This is a genomic window from Thermanaerothrix sp. (assembly GCF_056331585.1).
On the sequence record NZ_JBWGPQ010000013.1, the window covers coordinates 16,846 to 41,026 of the forward strand.

General features: G+C 54.0%; 27 protein-coding genes and 1 pseudogene. 12 read left to right on the forward strand and 16 right to left on the reverse strand.

Annotation, left to right across the window (positions count from 1 at the left end; translation table 11 throughout):
• The first annotated feature begins 7 nt into the window (after positions 1 to 7).
• From rnpM to AC01YT_RS06505, 8 genes are all read left to right on the forward strand, one after another.
• Positions 8 to 349, forward strand: coding sequence for an RNase P modulator RnpM (gene rnpM, locus AC01YT_RS06470; protein WP_476673795.1), 342 nt, complete (start codon positions 8 to 10; stop codon positions 347 to 349).
• 72 nt (positions 350 to 421) lie between these two features.
• On the forward strand, positions 422 to 2,209 hold the full coding sequence (infB, locus tag AC01YT_RS06475; RefSeq protein WP_476673797.1) for a translation initiation factor IF-2: 1,788 nt from the start codon (positions 422 to 424) through the stop codon (positions 2,207 to 2,209).
• 27 nt (positions 2,210 to 2,236) lie between these two features.
• Entirely contained in the window at positions 2,237 to 2,659 is a 423-nt protein-coding gene (gene rbfA, locus AC01YT_RS06480; RefSeq protein ID WP_476673799.1) for a 30S ribosome-binding factor RbfA, read from the forward strand.
• Positions 2,656 to 3,639: a DHH family phosphoesterase gene (locus tag AC01YT_RS06485; RefSeq protein ID WP_476673801.1), complete on the forward strand. Its 984-nt coding sequence runs from the start codon at positions 2,656 to 2,658 to the stop codon at positions 3,637 to 3,639. The genes rbfA and AC01YT_RS06485 overlap by 4 nt, the downstream gene beginning before the upstream one ends.
• 15 nt (positions 3,640 to 3,654) lie before the next feature.
• Complete coding sequence (truB, locus tag AC01YT_RS06490; protein WP_476673803.1) at positions 3,655 to 4,569, forward strand: tRNA pseudouridine(55) synthase TruB; 915 nt, start codon at positions 3,655 to 3,657, stop codon at positions 4,567 to 4,569.
• Between the two features lie 140 nt (positions 4,570 to 4,709).
• Positions 4,710 to 5,639: a bifunctional riboflavin kinase/FAD synthetase gene (locus tag AC01YT_RS06495; protein WP_476673805.1), complete on the forward strand. Its 930-nt coding sequence runs from the start codon at positions 4,710 to 4,712 to the stop codon at positions 5,637 to 5,639.
• Positions 5,629 to 7,044 (forward strand): FAD-dependent thymidylate synthase, encoded by a 1,416-nt coding sequence (locus AC01YT_RS06500; protein WP_476673807.1) that lies wholly within the window; start codon positions 5,629 to 5,631, stop codon positions 7,042 to 7,044. The genes AC01YT_RS06495 and AC01YT_RS06500 overlap by 11 nt, the downstream gene beginning before the upstream one ends.
• Before the next feature lie 21 nt (positions 7,045 to 7,065).
• Positions 7,066 to 7,548 carry a DinB family protein gene (locus AC01YT_RS06505; protein WP_476673809.1) on the forward strand — a complete coding sequence of 161 codons (483 nt, stop codon included), beginning with the start codon at positions 7,066 to 7,068 and terminating at the stop codon, positions 7,546 to 7,548.
• Positions 7,549 to 7,564: 16 nt separating this feature from the next.
• On the opposite strand, the gene AC01YT_RS06510 is transcribed toward AC01YT_RS06505, so the two are convergent.
• Positions 7,565 to 8,176, reverse strand: a complete 612-nt coding sequence (locus tag AC01YT_RS06510; RefSeq protein ID WP_424911925.1) for an inorganic pyrophosphatase — start codon at positions 8,174 to 8,176, stop codon at positions 7,565 to 7,567.
• 204 nt (positions 8,177 to 8,380) lie between these two features.
• On the opposite strand from AC01YT_RS06510, the gene AC01YT_RS06515 reads away from it, so the two are divergent.
• From AC01YT_RS06515 to AC01YT_RS06530, 4 genes and pseudogenes are all read left to right on the forward strand, one after another.
• Complete coding sequence (locus AC01YT_RS06515; RefSeq protein WP_476673811.1) at positions 8,381 to 8,731, forward strand: hypothetical protein; 351 nt, start codon at positions 8,381 to 8,383, stop codon at positions 8,729 to 8,731.
• A gap of 221 nt (positions 8,732 to 8,952) precedes the next feature.
• Positions 8,953 to 9,198, forward strand: coding sequence for a hypothetical protein (locus AC01YT_RS06520; RefSeq protein ID WP_476673813.1), 246 nt, complete (start codon positions 8,953 to 8,955; stop codon positions 9,196 to 9,198).
• Between the two features lie 149 nt (positions 9,199 to 9,347).
• Positions 9,348 to 9,746 (forward strand): annotated as a pseudogene (locus tag AC01YT_RS06525) (HEPN domain-containing protein).
• Positions 9,747 to 10,518: 772 nt separating this feature from the next.
• Positions 10,519 to 11,898 carry a TrpB-like pyridoxal phosphate-dependent enzyme gene (locus AC01YT_RS06530; RefSeq protein WP_476673815.1) on the forward strand — a complete coding sequence of 460 codons (1,380 nt, stop codon included), beginning with the start codon at positions 10,519 to 10,521 and terminating at the stop codon, positions 11,896 to 11,898.
• Positions 11,899 to 12,017: 119 nt separating this feature from the next.
• Here the strand turns inward: AC01YT_RS06530 and AC01YT_RS06535 are convergent, their stop codons facing one another.
• The 15 genes from AC01YT_RS06535 to AC01YT_RS06605 form a co-directional block, all read right to left on the reverse strand.
• Entirely contained in the window at positions 12,018 to 12,632 is a 615-nt protein-coding gene (locus tag AC01YT_RS06535; RefSeq protein WP_476673817.1) for a ribonuclease H1 domain-containing protein, read from the reverse strand.
• A gap of 19 nt (positions 12,633 to 12,651) precedes the next feature.
• Entirely contained in the window at positions 12,652 to 12,825 is a 174-nt protein-coding gene (locus AC01YT_RS06540; RefSeq protein ID WP_476673819.1) for a hypothetical protein, read from the reverse strand.
• A gap of 12 nt (positions 12,826 to 12,837) precedes the next feature.
• The gene (gene ccsA, locus AC01YT_RS06545; protein WP_476673821.1) at positions 12,838 to 13,536 is read right to left on the reverse strand and encodes a cytochrome c biogenesis protein CcsA; all 699 of its coding nucleotides are present in this window, start codon (positions 13,534 to 13,536) and stop codon (positions 12,838 to 12,840) included.
• 18 nt (positions 13,537 to 13,554) lie between these two features.
• Positions 13,555 to 14,244 carry a heme exporter protein CcmB gene (locus AC01YT_RS06550; protein WP_476673823.1) on the reverse strand — a complete coding sequence of 230 codons (690 nt, stop codon included), beginning with the start codon at positions 14,242 to 14,244 and terminating at the stop codon, positions 13,555 to 13,557.
• A complete protein-coding gene (gene ccmA, locus AC01YT_RS06555) occupies positions 14,241 to 14,978 on the reverse strand; it encodes a heme ABC exporter ATP-binding protein CcmA (protein WP_476673825.1) in 738 nt (245 codons plus the stop codon). Before ccmA ends, AC01YT_RS06550 begins: the two co-directional genes overlap by 4 nt.
• A 5-nt stretch (positions 14,979 to 14,983) precedes the next feature.
• On the reverse strand, positions 14,984 to 16,906 hold the full coding sequence (locus AC01YT_RS06560; protein ID WP_476673827.1) for a c-type cytochrome: 1,923 nt from the start codon (positions 16,904 to 16,906) through the stop codon (positions 14,984 to 14,986).
• Entirely contained in the window at positions 16,903 to 17,442 is a 540-nt protein-coding gene (locus AC01YT_RS06565; protein WP_476673829.1) for a zinc ribbon domain-containing protein, read from the reverse strand. The genes AC01YT_RS06560 and AC01YT_RS06565 overlap by 4 nt, the downstream gene beginning before the upstream one ends.
• A 13-nt stretch (positions 17,443 to 17,455) precedes the next feature.
• Positions 17,456 to 18,019 (reverse strand): TlpA family protein disulfide reductase, encoded by a 564-nt coding sequence (locus AC01YT_RS06570; protein ID WP_476673831.1) that lies wholly within the window; start codon positions 18,017 to 18,019, stop codon positions 17,456 to 17,458.
• A gap of 24 nt (positions 18,020 to 18,043) precedes the next feature.
• Complete coding sequence (locus tag AC01YT_RS06575) at positions 18,044 to 18,574, reverse strand: cytochrome c-type biogenesis protein (protein WP_476673832.1); 531 nt, start codon at positions 18,572 to 18,574, stop codon at positions 18,044 to 18,046.
• Positions 18,571 to 20,628 (reverse strand): heme lyase CcmF/NrfE family subunit, encoded by a 2,058-nt coding sequence (locus AC01YT_RS06580; protein WP_476673834.1) that lies wholly within the window; start codon positions 20,626 to 20,628, stop codon positions 18,571 to 18,573. The genes AC01YT_RS06575 and AC01YT_RS06580 overlap by 4 nt, the downstream gene beginning before the upstream one ends.
• Before the next feature lie 90 nt (positions 20,629 to 20,718).
• Positions 20,719 to 21,234 carry a cytochrome c maturation protein CcmE gene (locus tag AC01YT_RS06585; protein WP_476673836.1) on the reverse strand — a complete coding sequence of 172 codons (516 nt, stop codon included), beginning with the start codon at positions 21,232 to 21,234 and terminating at the stop codon, positions 20,719 to 20,721.
• 227 nt (positions 21,235 to 21,461) lie between these two features.
• Positions 21,462 to 22,172, reverse strand: a complete 711-nt coding sequence (locus tag AC01YT_RS06590) for a 5'-methylthioadenosine/S-adenosylhomocysteine nucleosidase family protein (protein ID WP_476673838.1) — start codon at positions 22,170 to 22,172, stop codon at positions 21,462 to 21,464.
• Entirely contained in the window at positions 22,169 to 23,413 is a 1,245-nt protein-coding gene (locus tag AC01YT_RS06595; RefSeq protein ID WP_476673840.1) for an MGDG synthase family glycosyltransferase, read from the reverse strand. Before AC01YT_RS06595 ends, AC01YT_RS06590 begins: the two co-directional genes overlap by 4 nt.
• A gap of 13 nt (positions 23,414 to 23,426) precedes the next feature.
• Positions 23,427 to 23,663: a hypothetical protein gene (locus tag AC01YT_RS06600; protein WP_476673842.1), complete on the reverse strand. Its 237-nt coding sequence runs from the start codon at positions 23,661 to 23,663 to the stop codon at positions 23,427 to 23,429.
• Positions 23,644 to 24,159 carry a CinA family protein gene (locus AC01YT_RS06605; protein ID WP_476673844.1) on the reverse strand — a complete coding sequence of 172 codons (516 nt, stop codon included), beginning with the start codon at positions 24,157 to 24,159 and terminating at the stop codon, positions 23,644 to 23,646. The genes AC01YT_RS06600 and AC01YT_RS06605 overlap by 20 nt, the downstream gene beginning before the upstream one ends.
• Positions 24,160 to 24,181 lie beyond the last annotated feature (22 nt).

A 24,181-nucleotide genomic window follows, 5' to 3' on the forward strand; every position in this document is an offset into this window, starting at 1 on the left:
GAGAGCGGTGGCTAAAGCCAAACCCCGGCGCACCAAACATGTACCCCAGCGCACCTGCGTGGGATGCCGGGAGGTGCTCCCTAAACGCAGCCTAATTCGCCTGGTGCGGACACCTGAAGGGGTAAAAGTAGATCCTACTGGCAAGGCGCGGGGGCGTGGCGCTTATCTTCATAACCAACGTTCCTGTTGGGAGCGGGCACTCAAAGGTGCCCTGGCTCAGGCGCTGCGGACGGAAATATCTCCCACCGACCGGGAGCAGTTACTCGCCTTTATGGCAATTCTCCCCGAGGAAGAGGTCACCTCTCAACCCCACACTGAGTCCCGCGATTCAGGAGCACCGCCTGGGTAGTCACATCCCCCGCGGTGCCCACCCCGATCGCTCGACCACCGCAGGAAACCAACTAGAAAGAGAGGATTGTCTATGAGCGATAACGGGTCGAAAACTATCGAACTACCGGCAAGTTTGACCGTCCGCGAACTGGCCCAACGTATGCAGGCCAGCCCGATACAGGTCATTCGTATCTTAATGGATAACGGTGTCATGGCCAACATCAACCAGATGGTGGACTTTGACACCGCTGCAATCGTCGCCTCAGAATTGGGCTTTGAAGCCAAACTCGAGGTGCATGAAGTCGAAGAAGAGAAAGAAACCGGCGAGGTGCCTCTGTGGCGACAGTTAATCGCAAAGGAAGATCCGCGCTTTTTACAACCGCGCCCGCCGGTGGTCACGATTTTAGGCCATGTAGATCATGGTAAAACAACTCTCTTGGATGCGATTCGCCATACCAATGTGGCCGCAGGAGAGGCGGGCGGCATCACTCAGCATATTGGCGCCTATCAAGTGGAGCACAAGGGACGCCTGATCACCTTCTTAGACACCCCAGGACACGCCGCTTTCACCGCCATGCGTTCACGCGGAGCGCAAGGGGCCGACATTGTGGTTTTAGTTGTCGCCGCTAACGATGGCGTAATGCCCCAAACCAGAGAAGCCATCGCCCACGCCCACGCTGCACGCGTGCCAATCATCGTCGCCCTCAATAAAATTGACCGCCCCGATGCCAATCCCGATTTCACCAAGCGCCAGTTAGCAGAAGTAGGGCTGGTTCCGGATGAATGGGGCGGGAATACCATTGTTGTGCCGGTTTCGGCCAAATTAAAGCAAGGAATTGAAGATCTGTTGGAAGCCATCCTATTGGTCAGCGATAGTCTGGACATCAAAGCCAACCCCAATGGGCAGGTCTTTGGCACAGTGATTGAAGCCAAGATTGACCGTGCCCGCGGAGTAGTGGCCACCCTTCTGGTTTATAACGGGACCCTTGAGGCCGGCGATATCGTGGTGGCTGGCACGGCCTACGGTCGCATCCGCGCAATGTTCGATTTCCGCGGGCGTAAACTCCGTAAGGCTGGCCCTTCTACTCCGGTTCAGGTCATGGGGCTCAATGAAGTCCCCGACGCTGGTGAGCTCTTCCGGGTGTATGCAAACGAACGGGAAGCGCGCCAAGTTGTCGAAGAGCGTTTGCTCCAACGTCAACAACGGCGCCAAGCCTTGCCCAAAGCTTCGCTGGAAGATCTCTTCAGCAAGGTTCAAGCCGGTGAGACTCAGGAACTCCGCCTGATTATCAAAGCCGATGTACAAGGATCGCTGGAGCCGATTATTTCCTCGCTAAACGACTTGAGCAAAGAAAGCGAGATTCGCATCAACATCCTCCATGCTGAAACCGGCAATGTCAGTGAAAGCGACGTTATGCTCGCCTCAGCCTCACATGCGATCATTCTGGGCTTTAACGTCCAGGCAGATCATGCCGCACGTCGCCTGGCAGAGAGCGAAGGGGTCTCCATTCGGCTATACGATGTGATTTATCGCCTAACTGAGGATATAGAAAAAGCCCTCAAAGGCATGCTGGAGCCGATGGAAAAAGAAGTCACCATTGGTAAAGGCACTGTCTTAGCCGTGTTCCACATCTCCAAGGTCGGCAATGTGGCTGGTTGCCGTGTTTTACAAGGTGAATTTCGCCGCGGTGCCCGCGTCCGCATCCGCCGCAAAGGTGAGGTCGTTTATGAGGGAGAATTTGCTTCCCTAAAACACGAAAAGGATGATGTGCGTGAGGTACGCGCCGGCATGGAATGTGGTGCCGGCTTTAAGGGCTTTGATGACATCCAGGTTGGCGATGAAATCGAATGTTATATTATCGAACGTAAAACAGCCTAGTTTGTGAAGAAAGTCGGGTAAAGAACCATGCCAACACCTCAACGTTTACAACGGATTGCGGAACGTATCCAAGAAGAAATCTCGGAAATGCTGGTGATGGGCGAGATTCGCGATCCCCGCCTGAGCGGCGTAACCATTACCGGCGTCAAGGTGGATCGGGAATTTGCCTTCGCGGATATCTATGTTTCAGCTGTAGAGGGTAGCCAACGGGCACCCGAGATTCTGGAAGCCTTTAGTCATGCCAGTGGTTACATTCGCCGCTTATTAGCCGAACGCATTGAATTGCGCGTGTTTCCACGGCTGCGGTTCCACTGGGATCCCACCCCAGAACGTGCCGATCGCATCGAACGTCTACTGGCCTCTTTGCGCAGTGGTTCCACGCCATCTGAGGTCTTGTCGTCATCCTCCACACTTTCCGCCAAAAGCGACGACATGGACGAAGCACCATGACCTCGGCTGACGTGGATGCTACCATCCGCCAAATGCTCCATCAGGCGCAGCACGTCCTGATCACCACCCACATTCGCCCGGATGGTGATGCGGTAGGTTCCCTGCTGGGCTTGGGCTTGGCATTACAGCACGCCGGGCAATCCGTACAGATGGTGCTCCCGGATGGTATGCCCCAGGTCTTTCGCCATTTACCTGGCAGTGATCAGATTCGGCGTGAAGTTCAACCACCGTTCGATTTATTTATTGTGCTGGACACGGCGGATATTCCGCGCATTTCGGCCTCAATGAACGGTTACCAGGTGGATCTATGCATTGATCACCACGTGACCAACCCGGGGTTTGCAAGGGTTAATTTGATTGACTCTGAAGCTGTCGCCACCGCTGCCATCCTGGCTGAGCATCTTCCGGCGTGGGATTTGGCCATCACATCTGATGTTGCCAGCGCCTTGCTAACTGGCATCATTACCGATACAATTGGATTCCGAACGTCCAATATGACCCCCAAGGCGCTGCGCCTGGCAGCCGACCTGATGGAGCGAGGGGCCAACCTGCCTGAACTCTACAAACGTGCGCTTATCCATCGTTCGTTTGAAGCCGCACGCTTCTGGGGTTACGGGTTGGTTAACTTGAAACGCCAAGGTCGGCTGATCTGGACCACGCTTACCCAGGCCGATCGGGCTGCCGCGGGTTATCAGGGGAACGATGACGCAGATCTCACAGATATACTCTCAGGTATCGAAGATGGTGACATTGCCGTGCTTTTCATCCAGCACGCAGACGGACGAATCAAGGTGAGTTGGCGCGCGAAACCCGGTTGGGATGTCTCAACTCTAGCCGCTCGCTTTGGCGGGGGCGGGCATCCTGCCGCCGCTGGCGCTGATTTTTATGGAAACTTGGAAGAAGTTCAGGAAACAGTCCTCAAAGCCACACAAGAGCTGTGGGAGCAGCAGGCAATTAATTTGAATTCCGCCAGAGGTTGATCAGAGGAAGCAAGCATGAATGAACGATCCCGTCAATTTGACATTAAAAATGCCATTTCAGGCGTCCTGGTGGTGGATAAGCCGGTTGGCTTGACCTCTCATGACGTGGTGCAAATTATTCGGAAGGGAACAAACATCCGCCGTGCTGGGCACACCGGTACCCTCGACCCTCGCGCTTCGGGGGTGCTGGTGGTTTTGATCGGACCGGCGGTACGCCTGAGCGAGTATGTCTCTGCCTCCGACAAACGTTACCAGGCCGTCATCCGGCTGGGAGAAGCCACGGATACCTATGATTCAGAAGGACGAGTCGTTAGCACCTCGCCGGTCAACATCACCGAAGAGCAGTTTGTTGAAGCCTTACAGCAGTTTGTCGGTGAGATTGAGCAAGTTCCGCCCCCGTATTCTGCGGTCAAAGTCCAGGGGCGGCGCGCCTATGAAATGGCCCGTGAAGGGGAAGAGGTAGACCTGCAACCGCGCAAAATTAAAGTCTATAGCCTGGAACTGTTGGAATGGGCGCCACCAGAAGCCGTAATTGATATTCACTGCTCCTCGGGTACCTACATCCGTTCACTGGCCAACGACCTGGGACGCGTCTTGGGATGTGGAGCTCACCTGGTGGGTTTGCGCCGCACTCGCAGTGGACGCTTCACCCTGCGTGATGCCGTTCCCTTGCGTAAATTGCGCGAAGCCTTTGAGAACGGCACCTGGTATCAATACCTTATCCCCGCCGCCGAGGCTTTGGCCGATTGGCCGGCTGTTGAGCTGGATCACGAAGAGGTCGAACTGATCCGGCACGGCCATCGCATCCCAGGCCAACCCGGGATTGGTAAAATGGTGCGTGCTATCAACGAACAAGGGGAATTGGTTGCCCTATTAGAGTACGATGAAAACACCAACGAATGGCAACCCAAGAAGGTGTTCTTCTCATAGTGGGAGATCTTTTCTGTGGGAAACCCAACACCAAGGATTAACTCATGGAACGCAGCAATCACCACAACGGGGGTTGCTGCGCTTTTTTGAACACGAATATTGGCCTTATCTTTTGGAACGTAAAAGGTGGATAAATCACCATGACCCATGTGACTTCTCTGAACGGGCTGGCATTACACGATTCATGGGTGACCATTGGAACCTTTGATGGTGTTCACAAAGGGCATCAAGCCCTGATCCACACCCTGGTCGAAGGTGCTCACCGGCACAATCAGCCTGCAGTTGTGGTCACCTTCTACCCCCATCCAGCGGTCGTTCTGGGTAAAGGTCCTTTCCCCGGTTACTTGACCAGTCCAGAGGAACGTGCACGCTACCTAAGTGAATTGGGCGTAGACTGGGTGATCACACTGACATTTGACCACGCCATGTCAAGCCTAAGTGCACAGGACTTTATGAACCAAATAGCCGCGCATCTGGGTATACGTTACCTGGTCATCGGATACGACTTTGCCCTTGGGCGGGGACGTGAGGGCAACTCAGAACGGTTAAAAGCCATTGGGCAACAGTTGGGATACGAGATTATTTTAGCCCAACCCGTTCAGTCTGGAGAGCAGCCCATTTCATCCAGCCAAATCCGCCAATTCATTCAACAAGGCAACTTGGAAACCGCCAACCAATGGTTAGGGCGACTTTATGCCGTTGAAGGCATCGTAGTACGCGGTGATGGACGAGGGCGCGTGTTGGGGTTTCCCACCGCTAACCTATCCTACTGGCCCGAAAAACTTCTCCCTGCGAATGGCGTTTATGCCACCTGGGCCTGGGTGGGCAAAGAACGCCTGGCCGCTGTCACCAACCTGGGAGTACGCCCCACCTTTGCTTCGCCCTTGCATTATCGCTTTCTTGAGGCTCATCTCTTGGATTTTGAGGGCGACCTTTACGAGCAAACCCTCACCCTGGAGTTTGTGGCGCGCCTGCGCCCCGAACAGCGCTTTTCCAGCCTTGAAGACCTAAAAGCCCAAATCCAGAAGGATATTCGTACCGCCCGGGAGATTCTTAATCATGTGCCCTGAGCGCCAGGTTTATCTATTGGATCCCCAGTCCTTACCCCCCGAAACCATCGCCGTCACCTTTGCCAAGACCTCCCGCTCTCCCCAAAGTTTCCGCGATATTGCCGCCGAACTCACCGCAGAGAAAAGCGCCGCCTTTCACGAGAAATGGGTGGTGGGTTACGGGCATGCCTCGGTTGCCGAACACGCGGTTCTTCATATTGCTGTAGAGAATGCCTCACGTTTGGCCATTGAAACCCTTGAGTCCTGCCGCCTGGCCTCCTATACCGAGAAGTCTACCCGCTATCAGAAATGGGGACCCGAGGATTTCTTCCACCCACCCGAATTGGCTGGCCATCCACTGGAAAATCGCTACCTGGAAACCTGCCGCACCCTATTTGAGCATTATCAACAGGCCCTTCCCAAAGTGCGCGAGGTGATCGCCAGCGAATATCCGCGCCAACCCGATGAAGACGAGGCTACCTGGGAGCGCCGTATCCGCTCGAAATACGTGGATGTCTGTCGCTTTTACCTCCCTGCCGCCGCGTTGGCTAATGTCGGGGTTACCATTAACGCCCGCGCACTGGAGCATACCTTGCGTAAGATGCTCTCACACCCTTTAGAAGAAGTGCGAGCGCTGGGTACCGAGATAAAAGACGCAGCGCGAAATGTTGTGCCCACCCTGGTCAAATATGCTGATACTGTGCCTTACCTCCAAGCTCTCCCCCCCTTTCTAGCCCAAGAGGCAGAGAGTACCCCCTTCGCAAGTGACGATTGGTGTCATTTGATTGCTTGGGATGCAGAGGCTGAAACACTCGCCCTTGCCGCTTGTCTTTTCCGTTACTCTCATCTAACCTTCGAGCAAGCCCGAAAGAAAGTCAACGCACTTACCGCGGAGGAAAAAACTGCGCTGGTTCAGCGCATCCTGGGCAACTTGGATCGCTTTACGCCCCCCATTCGGGAATTAGAACATATTGGTTATACCTTTGAGGTTACACTGGATCAGGGGGGTTATTTCGAACTGAAACGCCACCGCATGATGACTCTCAGCCCACAGCCGCTGAGCACCTATCTGGGTTATACCATCCCCCGCGCCATCGAAGCTGCCGGACTTTATGACTCTTACACTCGCGTCATGGAGATGGCCGACCAAACCTACCGCGCACTGGCGGCGTGGCATCCCGAAGTGGCGGCGTACATGGTACCTAACGCCTTTCGCCGTCGCGCCCTCCTTCGTCTCAATTTTCGTCAGGCCTGGCACCTTATCGCCCTCCGCAGTGCCGCTAATGCCCACTTCTCTTTGCGGCGATTGGCACAACGCATGGCAGAACGGATTCAGGCGGTCACACCCCTGCTGGGCCAGTTTTTGTTAGTCAATCCCGATGAAACCTGGCAGCAGATTGAAGCCCATTACTTTTTACGGGCATGATAGATAGATGGAGCTATCAGCGTGAAGAAGAACGAACTCTTCCAAGCCCTGAACCATAGCCGGGAGCGCCTCTTAAAGGCCATCGAAGGTTTAGATGCGACTCACCTCACTCAGCCCAGCGCTGTCGGGATATGGTCGGTGAAAGATGTGTTGGCTCACCTGGCCATGTGGGAAGCTCAAACAGTTACCTTGCTCTATCAGGTACGTCAAGGGATGAAACCCACCACATTGCACTTGAGAACTTTCGATACCGATCAACAAAACGCCCAGTGGTACGAACAAGCCAAAGATCGGCCCTGGGAACAAGTATGGACGGATTTCCAGGGAGTGCGGGTGCAAACCCTGCGTCGCCTGGACGCTTTTAACGAGGATGAACTAAGTTCATCCACCCGTTCCCCCTGGTTGGGAATGAGCCTGGCTGACCTGGTCTATGAGTGGGTCGTCCAGCATGAAGAGGACCATGCAGCCGATCTGGAAGCCTGGCGCCAGCGGATAGAAAGGTGATCCTCACCCATCGGTATTACCCGCCATACATATCAATATAATCCTGGATGGCGGCTTCGATCACCCGCATGGCGTGTTGAGCATCGTAAATGCGCTCAATAAAAGTCGTGGATTCCTTGCCGGGTACCAGTTTATAGGTGCTGAAATAGTGACGCAATCGTTCTACCAGCACATCGGGAAGATCATTGACATCATTGGCGTTTTCCCAGAAGCGATCATTGGCCAGGACAGCAATGATCTTGTCATCCGCATCCCCATTGTCAATCATCAACATCCCGCCGATAACCCGCGCTGTTAAGATCACCTCCGATTTGGCAATTGGTCGTTCGCTGATCACACAGATATCCAGCGGGTCACCATCTCCGCGATAAGAACCCGATGCCAATGCTCCCACCCGAGTACCGCAATATGTCCTCGGTATGAAACCATACAAGGTCGGCGGTTGAGAAGAGGTACGTTGAGGTCGGTCTACCTTAAGGTAACCGGTCGTTTTTTCAACCTCATATTTAACCAGGTCAAACGGTGTTAACTCGATATATGCATATACCAACTGCGGGGGGTTAGGGCCGATTTCTAAACCATGCCAGGGATGAGGACGCCAGCGATAAAAGGGATTTGGAAAAGACAAGGTTCCCTCCTTGAAAAGATTCTGACAATATAGTGGCTAATTGGGATAGCCAAGCGCTCTAATTTTAAGCCCTCTCTCTCTATCGCGCCAGCGCCACATCTTTACCGCGCCTGCCAAATTTCACCGGCACCAGAAAGGGTTTAGGTGTTAAAATGATTCCATCCTCGCGATGAGGTGAATCATAACAACCAAGGAGTTATAACTGTGGAAACAACCCCTGATTTATCTGAAACCATAGAGAACAATGAGCCAGTGCTATATAATAGCAGAACGCTCACGCTAATCACGACGTTGCTCGGTGTTTTTTCATGGGTCGTGCTTATTGCCTTTATAGCCGATGCCGTGGCCCAAGCGGTTAATGTACAAATCACCCTCACTCAACAAAGTTTGAGTCTGGCAGAAGTGTTGCGTCAGCCTTCCGCGGTCTCATTCCTGATCACCAATATCAGTACCCCTCTCTTCACCGGAATCGGGCTTTTCCTGGTCATGCAGGGTGGTGCTCTCGGGTTAAATGTCCTGCGTGAGATGGATTTGATGAATCGTAACGCGCTTTAAGACGCCGCCTTCTAATCAACCTGACCAACTGCATCTCAATGCCCCGGACCCACAAGGTATTGGGGCATTGTTGTTTACTTTGATTGTCCATTTAGTATAATTATTTCTTATTGCAATTGATAAAATATTCTTATATAATGAAAGTAGTCACTTGGCCTGCACTTTGATCAATAAAGCCCTTCTTGCGCATACTCAGGCCAGGTGGGGATAGGGAGGTCACAATGTATTACGTGGTTGTATTATTATGGACAATTGCCTGTGTGGCCTGTTATGGTTTGCGGCGGCTTCAGCGCAAGGCTCTCACCATCTCTTGCATCGCCGTTCCGCTGGGTGGATTGGTCATCAGCCTGCTCTTAATGGCGATGGATATTCGCACCACGGCCTATATCCTATTAGCGATCACGGCTTATCTGTTCATCATCCTGCTCTCCGCTGTGCTCACTCAGCGAACACACCCCAGCACATAACCGATTTATACTGACCTTACCATCAGAATGGACGTTATCGTACCTCTGCCTACAGGAAGAGAACAGTCCGTCTCTTTAGGGATTTAATTGCATTGCTTCGCCTAGTAGCAAGGGGCGAGCCTATACTTTAATCATTATGATAAAAGGACATGGATCCAATACCTAATCGTGCCCTTGGTTGGTGTTGAAACAGGCCGAGCGCGGCCTAGAACTGACTGCTGACTCGGGGCGTGCCGAACGCCACGAAGGGGCATGTTTTGCAGCACACCAGGCCGCTGAGAAAGCCATTAAGGCGCTCCACCTTTTTTACCGCTAAGAAGCGTGGGAACATGTGGTGGCCCGTCTGCTCATTGAACCACCCCCGACGTAAATATCCTCACCAACATGATTGAAAAAGCACGTGTATTGGACCATTTTTACATCCCCACCCGCTACCCGAATGGCATCCTGCAGGAGCACCATTTGAATATTATGATGCATTACAAAGTGAACAAGCACTTGATTATGCCCACCAAATCCTTGAATTCGTCCGTCATAAAATGGCCTGATGCCAAGAGCGCTTGCCAAGCGCGCCAAACGTGGGCTTTGCATCCGGCAAAATCGCATTCACACATCCTCCGCATTGGCGACTTTGGCCCTTATGCCAGAGGAGACTGGAGGGGTTGGCAGTGATCTAAATGTCATTGCCGTGATTGGTGCAACAAACCAACCCTCAGAACAACGTGCCGTTCCTTGGGATACCCCAGCTTTGCTCGTTCCGGTAGACCTGTTGGTGTATCCCTTGCCGAATGGCAAAAACGGCATGCACCAGGGTCAATTAAGCCGGATTGCAAACGAGATATATTGGGTTTACGACCGTGAAGCCCTTGATATGTTGATAAAATTATGGTCTCTGGCTATTGACAAATTGGGTAAACCTCGTATAATCAGGCCAAACAAAATACCCGAAAGACGATGAAGAGGACGAGTAAGCAGCGCTAAGGCGCTCCAGAGAGCAGGGTAAGGTGAGAGCCTGCGCGTACAGCACTGCCGAATGGACCTCGGAGTCGCAGGGTGAACCACCTCAAGTTTTGAGGGCAGTAGCCTGAGCCGGAGTTGCCACCGTTATCAGGGCAAAGGGTATCGTGGGTAACCACCGTACCCGTAACGAGTGAGGCTGGCTTTTCCCCTGTGTGCTTTCACCAGGGGTTTTTCATTAGCAAAGCCGCCTAATCGGAGTGGCACCGCGGACACCAAAGCGTGTTCGTCTCCCATCGAGACGAGCACGCTTTTTGATTAATCGCCAAAAAACAGTTCTATAGATTCCAAAGGAGGTATACCATGACTGAACAAACCCGTTTTATTCTCAGCGAAAATGACCTGCCCCGCTTCTGGTATAACATTTTGGCCGACATGCCCGTGCCCCTTAGCCCACCTCTCCACCCTGCCACCGGTCAGCCCTTAACCCCCGATACGCTCAGCGTGCTTTTCCCAATGGATCTCATCCTGCAAGAAGTCAGCCAGGAGCGCTACATTGAGATCCCCGAACCGGTGCGCGAAGCCTATAAACTTTACCGCCCCACGCCCTTGATCCGCGCCCGCCGTTTGGAAAAAGTGTTAGGAACTCCCGCGCATATCTACTATAAATACGAGGGGGTTTCGCCCTCTGGGAGCCACAAGACGAATACGGCTCTGGCCCAAGCCTTCTACAATAAAGTGGCAGGTACTCAAGCATTGACAACCGAAACCGGTGCCGGGCAATGGGGTTCGGCGCTGGCAATGGCCTGCCGTTTCTTTGACCTTGACCTCGAGGTTTACATGGTCAAAGTCTCATATCAACAAAAACCCTATCGCCGTTTCCTCATGGAAACCTATGGTGCCCAGGTTTTTGCCAGCCCCACTGACCGCACTCAAGCCGGACGAGCTATTCTTGCGGCTGATCCCGAAAGCCCCGGCTCTCTGGGCATAGCCATCTCCGAAGCCGTTGAAGTGGCAGCAACTTCTGGCGGTAAGAAGAAGTATAGCCTGGGGTCAGTGCTTAATCACGTCGTCTTACATCAAACCGTTATTGGAGAAGAAGCACTGAAACAAATGGACATGGCTGGTGAATATCCCGATATGGTGATCGGATGTATCGGCGGTGGTTCCAATTTCTCTGGCATTGCCTTCCCCTTCCTTCGCGAAAACCTGCGCAACGGACACCGCACTCGCCTGATCGCCGTTGAGCCCACCGCAGCCCCCTCCCTGACCCGCGGTATCTATGCCTACGACTTTGGCGATACTGCTGGCATGACCCCCTTGATGAAAATGTATACGTTGGGACATTCGTTTGTCCCGCCAGCCATTCATGCCGGTGGTCTGCGTTACCACGGTATGGCACCTACCTTGTGTGCCCTCTATGACACCGGTTACATTGAAGCCGTGGCCGTGCCCCAACGCGCCGTTTTTGAGGCTGCGGTACTCTTTACCCGCACCGAAGGCATCTTGCCCGCCCCCGAATCGGCCCACGCTATCCGGGTTGCTATTGACGAAGCCCTCAAAGCCAAGGAAACGGGAGAAAAACGGGTGATCCTCTTCAACCTCTCCGGCCATGGACATTTTGACTTGAGCGCCTACAATGCTTACAACAATGGGCAATTAGAAGACTTGGCTCTCCCCGAAGAGGAAATCGCCGCTATCCCATCACGATTGCCCCGGATTCCCCAAGACCAAACAGCGTAGAGACACGCGCAAAATCGAACCTCTCCGGACCTACGTTTTCTGAAGCCACACCCCTGAAAATGCATCCAACGGGACATCTAAAACCCCGTTGGATGCATTCATTAATGCCAGTGATCCTGCTATTTACGTCCAAAATCCGCTGGGTTCTCACCCCAAAGCGCCGTCTCCCACTTGAGCAAGGGATTAGCAAAAGTGTTATTCTGCAGCCAACGTTCAGCCCGCCGGATACGCTCAAAAAGCGCCGCATATTCCGGACGGGGAGGGATACGGGTGCGGCAGCGTTTGAGCGTTACCCACAGGAGTGCAATCCGCGAATCCGAATAAACCGGCGCCGCATCCCCGCGTTCTTTTAGTAACATGAGCGTTTCCACTATGGCCAGAAACTCGCCGATATTGTTGCTTCCATCCGGTAGTGGCCCGACTCGAAAGACCTCGCGCCGGGTGGGGAGTTGAACACAGCGGTATTCTAAACGGCGATGAGCCGTATCGTAGGCCGCGTCTACGCAATAACCCTGGGTCGGTTTGGTAAGAGGTTGAAGCGGTTGTGGTCGGCGTTCTGCCAATACCTCGTGGTACGGCCTTTGGAGGGCTTGTTCCGCGGCTTCTCGGGTCTCAAATCCTAAATACTGCGCCCCCGGAAAGCCTTCCACTTGTTCCCGGCACGCCTCCCAGGAGTCAAACACTCCTGGCTGACGCCCCCGCCATACCGCGTAATACTTAGGTGATTTTCCCATTATTTATCAGATTATTGGGTCATTCATCGGCACGAGGCCGCTGCTGCTCGGCTTCAAGTTGCATCAGCAGATCCTCATCCTGGCGCAGATTGTGCCAACGCACGACCAGGCTGATCAGGTAAGCCAGTATGGCACTAAAGATGACAATATATCCCGCAATAAAATAATTCACTGTGTTAGCCGGTTGATCCATCGACACCGTCCCTCAAGACTGTAATTTAAGGCGAAGTTGCTCAACCCGTTCCCCCAATTTGCCCAGCCGCACCCGGTGCCAGAGCAAAGCAACGAATAACAGCGAGAATGCTGCCAGACTGACCATCAGCGTCTGGGTCATGCGCGGGGTCATGCTGAAGGTACCCGTCACCGTCGGATCCCCTCCCCCTAACACCACCGGGTGAATCGTGCGAAAGATGCGAATCGAAAAGAAGGTTAGCGGCACACTCAGAAAGCCTACAATGGCATAAACGGCACTGAAGCGCGCTCGCCGTTCTGGCTCTTCAATGCCCTGGCGAAGCATTAGGTAGGCAATATACACCAGTTCCATGATGGTGGCCGTGGTAAGGCGTGGATCCCAAGTCCACCAGGTATTCCAAATCGGACGCGCCCAGATCATCCCCGTTACCACATTGATCAAGGTAAACACCAAACCAATCTCAATCGCAGCCACACCCAACAGATCCCAACGTCCCTGGCGGGTGACAAGATAGGCGATTCCCGCGATAGCGGCCAATCCAAAACCCAGCATCCCAACCCAACCGGCTGCAACGTGGAAATAAAACACTTTTTGAACCGCCCCCATGACCCGCTCCAGGGGGGCATATAAAAAGACCATACCGGTCGCAACTACCAACGCCAGACCAGCAATAACATCCATCACCACTAATGTGCGGGGAGTTGTCCTCATTATTACCTCCTTACAGCATTATTCTTCCAAAATCGAGTCGAACACCATAAAGGCCACCGAGGTGAAAATCACATCATAAACCGCGAGTAAGTTTAGCCAGGGCCGGATTTCCTCCATCGGCAATGCTTGCAAATACCCGCCTGTGGCTTTGACCGCCGCCACGACGACCGGAATCACTACCGGGAATAATAAGATGGGCAATAGGATATCTCGAGTGCGGGCCTGAACGGCCATGCTGGCCAGCAACGTACCGACGGCAACATATCCCTCCGACCCCAACAGAACCACCAGGATAACCCCGGGCAAAATCAGCCCGGCATTATAGAAAAGCCCAAAGAGCGGCAGCATAATCACAGCCACAATCAGCATAAACACCCAGTTCGCCAGGGCCTTGCCGGCATAAATGGCTACCCGATCCACCGGGGCAAGCAGCAACCCATCCAAGCAGCCTCGATCTTTTTCCACCGCTAATGAACGGTTGAGGCCAAGCGTCCCAGCGAACGTCAGGGTCACCCATAACACCCCAGCGCTCAGGCCGGCACGCAATTGGGTTTGCAGTTCGAGGGCAAAGTTAAAAATAAAGACCACCAACAAAGCAAATACCAACATCGCCGAGAGCATCTCGCGGCTGCGCCATTCGGCGGCCAGATCTTTCCAAAGAACCGCTAAGGTTGCTTGCCAGAATGACACCACCCCCGCCGCCTTCATGCCTGCACCCTTTCTGAAACCACGTTAGGATCAGGGATCAATGCCTGACGATAGAAGGTCAGTAAGGCATCACCCGCGAGGTCCTCACGTCGCGCGCTGGCCTGAATACGCCCTCCACTGAGTACATCAAAGCGTGAAGCTAGGTCAGCAGCACGCGCCAGGTCATGCGAGGTCATGACGACAGTGCGTCCCAACGCCGCCACCTGACGCAAGAGATGATCAAGCATATCGCAGGCTTCTTGATCCAATCCGGTGTGGGGCTCATCAAGCAAGAGCACCTCCGGATCATGCAGGATCGCCCGCCCAATTGCCAAACGTTGCTGCATCCCGCGCGAGAAAGTGCGCACCAAATCGCGCCGCCGCGGCCATAGACCCACCAGATTCAAGATTTCGCGAACACGTGCCTCGGCGTTTTTCAACCCGTAGAGGCGGGCATAAAAACGCAAATTCTCCTCCGCGCTCAAATCACCATAAAGCAACGGTTGATGAGAAACCACTCCCAAACGCCGCCTCACCCATGCCGCCTGGTCGCTTAAGCGGTAACCGGCAATCCACACCTCTCCCAGGGTCGGTTTGGAAAGAGAGGCTAAAATGCGCAATAACGTGGTTTTACCAGCACCGTTCGGGCCCAGTAATGCGACAAACTCACCTTCTGCCACCGATAAATCCAAGCCGCGGAGGACCACCTTAGGACCAAAACGTTTGGTGAGATGGCGCACTTCAATGATCGTCATACCGTTTACCTTTCGCGCGATTTCAAAGCGCGTAAGCGTGCTTTCAATTCCTCACGGCGTGTACGATACGCCTCCTCTGGCAGCTCACCGGCCCGGTAAAGATCATCCAGAGCGATAATTGCATCCAGAATAGCCGTTGCATCATCGGTTTCCACCTCAACCGGCTCCGGCAGCCGTGTAAGACGCGTCTGGCGCCAATACCACCATCCCAAACCCAAGGCTACCAGGATGAACACCGTCAGTCCCAGGATCAGACCACTGCCCGTGGTTAAGTTTAGGCGCCAGGGAAAAGTTTGCTGCAACCCCAAAGTGAGGTTCAAGGTACTTCCGGCTTCCAAGGCCGAGGCGGTGTAGACTTGGAGGGTCATTCCCTGCACCTGACGCGTGCCCATCGCCTGTAACTGTGGCCCGCTCAGCGTAACCCCCTCCTGGGGTGCCATGACCACCACCGCATCAACGGGCATTGGTACGGGAATCGCCAGCGAAACTTGATGGGTTAGTGGCAACTCATAGGCAAACAATAGTTGATTGTTCATTCCCGGGTAAACCGGTTGGGTATCCCCGAAGCCGTTTGGGGTCTCTACATAACGTTCGCCTAGTACGCTATCCTGAAATTGCAAGTTTTCCGCGCCCGCCGGCAACGCAACGGTGAAAACGGGATCACCGGTTTGTGCCGCCACCAGCACCCGATCCCCGGCATTGGTATAGAGCAGAAGTTCAACCACCTGCAAACGTTCCTGATTCAAAATATCCAGAAATACATGCATCCGTTCGGCCTGTAACACCGTGGGATCGGTCGTCGTCTCATACACCGCAATGGAGAGATCAATGGGTCGGTCAGGCGCGGCCATATCCTGATCTTGGACATGGTAGGCTTGGGATTCAAAAGAGAGCCCTTGATATTTCACCGTAGCCAGTAAAATGCGGCTCGGCTGAACCTCTACATCGGTAAAAATGAAGCGACCCTCTGAATCGGTACGGGTGGAACGTTCAAAGACTGTGCTCATGCCATCAAAGGCCAGCAGATGCACCTCGAAATCCGGCAAAGGCGTTCCCAAAGTTGCGTTATTGACCTGTCCTTTAACCGTGAGGAATGCCACGGATGATGGCGGGGCGGTCAATGGGGCAGGGACCACCGCACTTTCGGGCGTTCCAGATACGGTGGGGGTTTCGGCTTCGGCAGGGGCGGGGGCTACGGAATCCGAGGCAAAAGAGAGGTAACGCACGTACTCTGCCACCGCCCATATATCGGCTTCGCTCAAGGTTTCGCCAAAGGCGGGCATGCCCGTTGTCGTGCCGTTCTGAATCCTTGTAAACATATCGCGTAGGGAATACCCTGCCAAAATTCCCGGTTCACTGCGCCAATTGGATATCTTCGTGCTCAATGCTACGGCCTGAGGGCCATTTCCTCTCCCGTCAGGACCATGGCAGGATTGACAACTCTGGGCATAAACCTCTGCCCCACGTTGTAATGAGGTGGAGGAGAGACTCAATGAGAGCACATAAGCCACGACATCCCACCGCTGCCGATCACTCAATGACCGAAAACCGGGCATGTAGCGTTCAATGTTACCCCGAGTTACCATATCATACCAAGCCACTGGATTAGCCTCACGAGCCCGCTTCGGATCGGCCAGAGCAGGCACGGGGACAGGCAGCTGGGCTGCCTGAGGACCATCGCCCATCCCTTGCTCGCCGTGGCAAGGAGCACACTTTTCTCGGTAAATCGTTTCCCCCTGACGCGGGTCTGGTGGAACAAGCGGAAGTGCTTCGCCAGTCGGGGTGGGTTGTGCAGCGAGGAACGATTGAGCATCTGGGGGAGGGGTGACATCCGCTGCCAGCGAGCACCCGGCTAGGATTAGAGCTAGCCACCCCCCAACAAGAACACCCAAAGCTACACGAGTGCGGTGATTCTTCGATGCGTTCATTCACCCCCCTTCAACGCCACACCACACTTCGGGCAAAACCGGTCTTCTTGCCGCACCGGCTGACCGCAGTGCGGGCAAAAGCCAGCCACTTTCCCCTGCCGTTCACGGCGGCGTTCGGCAATCAGACGTTCAATCTCGTCCATTTCTTCGGGTAAGGCCTCGCCTTTACGTTGCGCGCGGCGGGCTGCCAATGCCGCTTCTAACTGCTCCTCGGCAACGCTCTCGTCACGTTTAACCTCAAATTCATCCAACTGGCGTAAGACCTGAACGGCTGCCTGACGCAAAGCGTCGCGTTGGACGGGATAATCTTCCTCGGGAATTTTACCCAGCGCATAATCAAATTCCAATTCAAGCAAGGCATTGATCAGCCGATCCCGTTCGGCCAGCAAACTGGAACGTACATGCTCACGTGTATCCGCAATGGTCTGAGCCGCCACCGAGACTCGTCGTAAACGCGGATCAAACAGAGGTTGGCTAAGGTAAAAACCAACCAGTAGTGCTAAAGCCAGGATGAGAAATAAAGCACCTAATTCCATAAAGGGTAACTCCTCACGGGGCTTGCGCCAGTAATCGGTCAATAACCCCTGTTATCTCATTAAAAGACGTGGGCCCTTTTTTCACAAAAGCCAGTCGGCCTGCGCGGTCAATAATATAAGTCTCAGGCACACCTTGAATCCGAAACATTTGGGAAATTTTGGTGCGCAAATCCGGGCCGTTGGGATAGGTAAGGCCAAATTTTTCAATGAAGGCCCGTGCTTCGGGCTCGGTATCCACATAGTCCACGCCTAAAAACAGTACCTCTCCCCCTTCGCGATAGTGCTGCCAAGCCCGTTCTAGATCTGCCGCTTCCTGTTCACAGGGCTTACACCATGAGGCCCAAAAATTAACCACAATCACCTTCCCCTGCCAATCCGTCGTACGGATAACCTCACCCTCAAAGGTGGTTAACTCAAAGGCGGGGACTTTTTGACCAATGGCGATCGGGCCAGCATAAGCGCGGCGCAAACCTTGGCCGATTAGAAATAAAAAGGCCAACAACAAGAGGAAAGAACCTACAACAATCACCGGAGATAAAGGTCGTGAACCCGTTGCAGGTTTGGATTCGGTGTTCATCGCGTTTCTCCCTAACGATATAAATCAGTCGCCCCGCTCGCGCCGACGCAACTCTTCTTCAAGTTGCTGCACATAAGGATCATCTCCAGACGGGGCAGCATGGATCGCCGGACCGGGTGACATAGCAACTGCTTTCGGTCGGCGCATATTCCGAAAAACATTCGCGAGAATTAGCACGCCCACGAGGAAAGAGAGAGGAGGCAACACATATACCAACCAGTGTAGACCACGACGTGGAGGTTCCCCCAGTACGCGATCCCCATATTGAGCCACAAAGTAATCCTTAATCTGCTGCTCTGTCCACCCTTCAGCCAGTTTTTGGCGAATGAGTTCCCGCCACTGCGCACACGCCTGGGTGGGGCAAACATCCAAAGGGACATTCTCGCACACCGGGCAATACATGGTCTTAGCAATCGCGTTGACCTCATCATCCGAGGGGGTGGGCTGTTGGGCTGAAGCCCACCCCGCCGCAATCCCGACGAGCACAAGGCTTAAAATGATCCCCAACACTACCGTCAATGGAGCGGGAAACACGTGCCAAACTTTACCGCTCATGGTTTCACCCTTTGGGTCACCAGCGTCTGGGACGCCCGGGCGCGCGCCGGCTCTCCTTCACGATCCGGCCAGGCCGCCACCAGCGTCCCTAAAATAAAGACCAAGCCACCCAGCCAAAGCCAGTTAACCAGCGGATTATGATAAACCTTGAACGTGATCCCTTGAGCCGAAGATTGCCAATCCACCAGGATGACATAAAAGTCATCTTCCATGGTACTGCGCACCCCTGGAATGGTCATGGTCTGTTGAGAGTCGTAGAAAAAGTCGCGCCGTGGGTGCAATTCACCCACAAAGCGATCGCCTTTGAATACCGAGATCACAGCACGGGCTACGTTGCGACCATCCTGGGTATCGAAGACATCCAGGCGTTGAAAGAGCATTGTGTAGTCGCCCAAACGGATCGAACCGCCAGGCTGCACGGTGCCCTGGGTCTCGGTCTGGAAAAGTTCAATCCCGATGATTCCCAATGCCATCAAAACCACACCCAGGTGAATGATATAACCACCGTAACGGCGGCGGTTACGCCCGGCCAAATTCCACAGCGCCAGCAGGTAGTTTTCCCCGGTACGGCGATGTCGCGCCACCACCGCGCGATAATATTCGTAGAGAGTGACCAGCGCAACCAGCGCCACCAGCCAGAAAGCCAACAAAGCACTCCAGGCGCGAACACCACTCAACCACAACCCTATCACCACCAATACTGAGGCTACTAGCGGTTTCCACAAAGCCCGCCCCAGCGTTTTTACCGTGGAATGCCCCCAGGCCGAGAGGGGCGCAATGCCCATCAAGAGTAAGAGAGCGGCAAAAAGTGGCCCAGTTGAGCGCTCATAATAGGACGGTCCAACGGTAACTTTCTGCCCGGTGACAATCTCCGAGATCAGGGGGTAGATCACCCCCCAGAAACACACCACCAGAATCCCCATAAACAGCAGGTTATTGAGCAGAAAAAGCGCTTCGCGTGAGAGCAGTGAGGTCATCACGCCCTCAGAGCGTAAATCGTTCCAACGGTAAAGCAACAGTCCCATGGATGCCGCAAACGTAAGTGCAATAAAGCCAAAGAAGAGCGGGCCGATCGCACTTTGAGCAAAAGCGTGAACGGAAGAAAGTACGCCTGATCGGGTCAAGAAGGTACCAAAAATAACTAACGCGTAAGTCAAAATGACCAATATCATGTTCCAGCGCTTGAAAAGGCCGCGTTTTTCCTGGATCATGACCGAGTGCAAAAAGGCCGTCCCGCTCAACCAGGGCATAAAAGCGGCAATCTCTACCGGGTCCCAGCCCCAATAACCGCCCCAGCCCAGGACATCATATGCCCAGCGGCTACCCAGGATAAGGCCTAACGACAGGAACAACCAGGCTATCAGCGTCCAGCGGCGGGTGATGCGGATCCAGCGATCATCGGTGCGCCCGGTGATCAACGCCGCCACACCAAAGGCATAAGGAATGACAAACGATACAAAACCCAAATAGAGCATAGGAGGATGCAGAATCATCCCCGGGTGACGTAAAAGCGGGTTAAGCCCACGACCATCCATCGGCACCAGTGGGATAGCTCCCCGTGGTGCGAACATCGCCACCGCCTGCCGCCCGTCGGGCATTTGCCAGAAGCGGACAAAAGGATTTTCAACAAAGATGACCAGCCCCAGGAAAAATGCCAGCGTCACCAGGGTTACAACAACGACCCAGGGCAGAAACTCACGATCTCTTTCCCACTTGCGCAAGGTCACAGCGGAGGCAAAAGCCGCCATCAACCAGGACCAAAAAACCAAGGAACCAGCCTGCCCGCCCCACAACGCAGTGATCTTGAGGTAAAGGGGCATGAAGTTACTGGTAACGTTGTACACATACTGCACTTCATAATGGCCACTCACCAACAAACTGACCAGACACACCACCGATAACGTGATAAGTGGCCAGGTGAGCAGCATGGCGCGACGCCCACTTTCCAACCATGGTTCTATATGGCGACGTGCCCCATAAACGGCTGCCACAATGCCATAAATCGCCACAATGAACGCAACAACGAGCGCACCAAAGCCAACCTCAGCAATCATAGGTTCTCCTCTCTACATCCCGGCCGGTAAACACCAGCGGATGGCTTTTATTTATAAAATGAACCCATCCGCCAGGGTAAATGAGGGGGATCAATTGCCGGCCTGCTCCGGCAGGGCTTCTTCATATTTGGTCGGGCATTTGAGCAATAACTCCTCAGCGTAAAACACACCATCCTCACCCAGGTGGCCGGTTACAATCGCCTGGGCTTCGTGACGCAGCAAGTCGGGTTTCACCCCGTGATATACCACCTTAATCCGTGCTCGCGTGGGATCGGAAACCGCAGCGTGAAGAACGGCGGCTAAGCCACCCTGCGCCTCAATCTCTTTATTATCACCAGGGACATGGGCAATCTCAAAACTTAACTGCAATGATTGCGGGTCATACTGAATAGTATCCCCAAGCACCGCCCCCGAGATGCGCACTTCGCGGCCTCTCACCTCCCCAGCCCTGGCATTGAGTTCATCTACCGTGAGAAAATATTGCGCACTGGCCTGGGTGGACGAAACAATGAGATAAATGATCGCCGCCACAATCAATAGACCACCAATTAAGAATTTTGCCCGGTTTCCGCTTCGCACGGGAGTTCCAACAGCCGACTGACCCATCTGACCTCCTTTTGGTAAACCGATATTCTTGTCTAGCCCAGGGTATCCAGCCCGATTATGCCATAGTAAGATTAATGTACAGTGAGAACTCTGGTTTGAGATTGTATCGAGGAAATTTTACTTTATCGCTCTTATTTGCCCAGTATATCATTGACCTCAGACCCAATCTATAGACAACCTGCACTAAAATATAGTGAAAATTGTCACGATATAACAGAGGTCTAAGATCAGAGCGGCTTTGACATTTGCGCCTTCAGCCCCAGAGAAAGCCATGCCGGGAGCGCAGAGAGCAACGTGCGCATTACGGCCTCTGCACCATGTTGAAACACGGAAAGAGCCACGTAGGCCTCGCCGCGCGTCTCATCTACCAAATCGCTGACACCACGCAAGATTAGGCAAGGGCAATGATTACGCACCGCCACCCAGGCAATGGCACCACTTTCCCAGTCCACCGCTACGGCCTGAAAACGCTCTCGCAATATCGGCACTTCCCCAGGATCCAGGTCGTGGTCCGCAGAGAGAAGGCGCACCCGACGCACCGGTGCCGGCAGTGCGTCTCCTACCCAAGAAAGATCTATATAGGTGGTGTAGAAATCCAGCGCTTCTTGGGGATCACCCATCCGCTCGCAGATATCGTAAACTACCGTCTGTTCCACTAAGAGGATTTCCCCTTTTTGCACCTGCCCGGCAATCCCGCCACATGTGCCCAGGTTAATCAGCAAACGGGGTCGCCACCGATCAAGTGCGTATTGGGCCGAGGCTGATGCCGCAATCTTTCCCCATCCCCCGTGCATCAAGATCACCTTGAAATCCTCAATAACAGTCTCACCGAACTCACCAAAAGGGCTCTTCATAGTTTCTAAAGTCGTATAGACGTCCCTTACCACCTCCCATTCCGTTTGGGCCGAGATAATGACCACAGCATCTGCCCGAGTCATTCGACTCCCTCCACCTCTGTGACCTCGTTCCAATGAACCTGATTGCGCCGCAACAGATCAAGCAATGACCGCCGTCCTGTTAACCGGTTTCCTGCTTTGCGCACCGGCCCAGTTTGTGCTGCCTCCCATACCAGCTCGGCCACGTCATAAGCCGCCCGGGGTCGTCCTAGGCGCCTGGCATTTTCGGCACGTTGACGCAACAAAGCACGGTCATGGTGTAGAAGATGGGCTAAGACTTCCAGAAATTGAAGGGGATGTTCAGCCCAATCCCCCGCTCCATTTTGCACCACATACTGCATGTTTCCGGTCTCCTGACCAGGGATGACGTCAATTAATATCATAGGCAGGCCGCTGGCTAGGGCTTCGGTGACGGTTAACCCACCGGCCTTGGAGATTAACAAATCGGCTGCATGCATGAAAGCGGGCATCTCAGTCGTGTATAGATATAGAAACGCCGACACGTGCCATTCAACCCGCTGCAATTCGGTGTAGAGTTCCTCGTCCTTCCCCGCAACAACTACCACCTGCAGGGGAGCGCCAAAGTGATTCAGCACGTGGAGTATATCTGTAAGCCCAGCAACGCGCCGACTACCCACCGCCATCACCGTAAATAAGTCAGGCTGCCAGCCCAACTCACGGCGGATCTCGGCTTTGGGACGCGTTTCCTGGGCAAAGCGGGGATGAACCGGGATACCGGTAAGGCGCACTTTTTGCGGCGTTAAACCGTATTCCAACGCCAGATCATAAACCGCCTGTGTAGGCACCAAGCAATAATCCACACGATCATGAAACCACAAACGATGCACAGTTACGAGATCCGTGATGACCGTCAAAAGAGGGATAAAACGCCGTGAGATCGTAAAAACCGCCGTTAGCGGTGCTTGATAAAGGGGGTAAGTGGTCAGAATTGCGTCCGGACGATAGTCATGCACCACATCCCACAGCACCTCGAAGAGCATTACCGTCAACGCCCCTTCGACTACCACGCTGGGCAACGTGGCATCCGAAACCTCAAACCCCAGCCGATAAAGTTCGGGCGCCCTGCGCACTAGAATGTCATAATCGGCCTGACTCTCGCGCAACACAAACGGGACACGCTTATCCTCCAACGGATTTAGGATATGCACTTCACATTGATCCCCATAACGTTCCTGGAGGGCAGCGGCAACCGCATTGGCCGCGCTGCGATGTCCAAAACCCGCATCAGCGGTCAGAATTAGGATCCGTTTGGATTCGCCCACGGGATCTCCTCCTTTAGGCCGGTTGTATCGGTTTGGTCAGATGCCTTAAATACCACGCCGCTTCAGCCGTGTTATGCCATAATTCGCAGACCCTATCCCCAAGGTGAATCAGGTAATGTTCGCCGTCCCAATCCACCCACGCCCGACCCCACTCGGTAATGGGATAGACCTGTCCCTGTTGAACAACCATCCATGGGAGTTGACGTTCGCCTTGCGTCCGTAAAATCACCTCAACCCGTCGGTAAGCCATGCCCCTCCAAATAAGCCAATACCAGGCGCAGGGCTTGCTCCGCTGAGGCGTGTTTGTTCTGCAGCCGTTGACCACTCCACTGATACGAGCATGCCCCATCTCCTTCTGGGGTGCTCAAAGCAATCCAAGTAAATCCAACCGGTTTCTCCGCTGTGCCACCGCCAGGACCGGCAATGCCACTGATGGCCACACCGATCAAGCGCGCCATATTTTCACCAGGCGGGCAGAGACGTTCGCGCACACCACGTGCCATTTCAAGGACTGTCTCGCGGCTCACCGCGCCAAACCGCGCCAATGTCTCAGCCCGTACACCCAGCAAAGCCTGCTTGGCCGAATCGGCATAGGCAACCACCCCGCCCAGAAAATAGTCCGACGATCCGGGCACATTCGTAATAAGGTGGCCCAACAAACCGCCAGTGCATGATTCAGCGGTTACCAGGTATAAACCGCGCTGGCGTAGCAGGCGTCCAACTGTAGCACTGAGGATATCATCCATGATCATGGGTATTATAAACGAA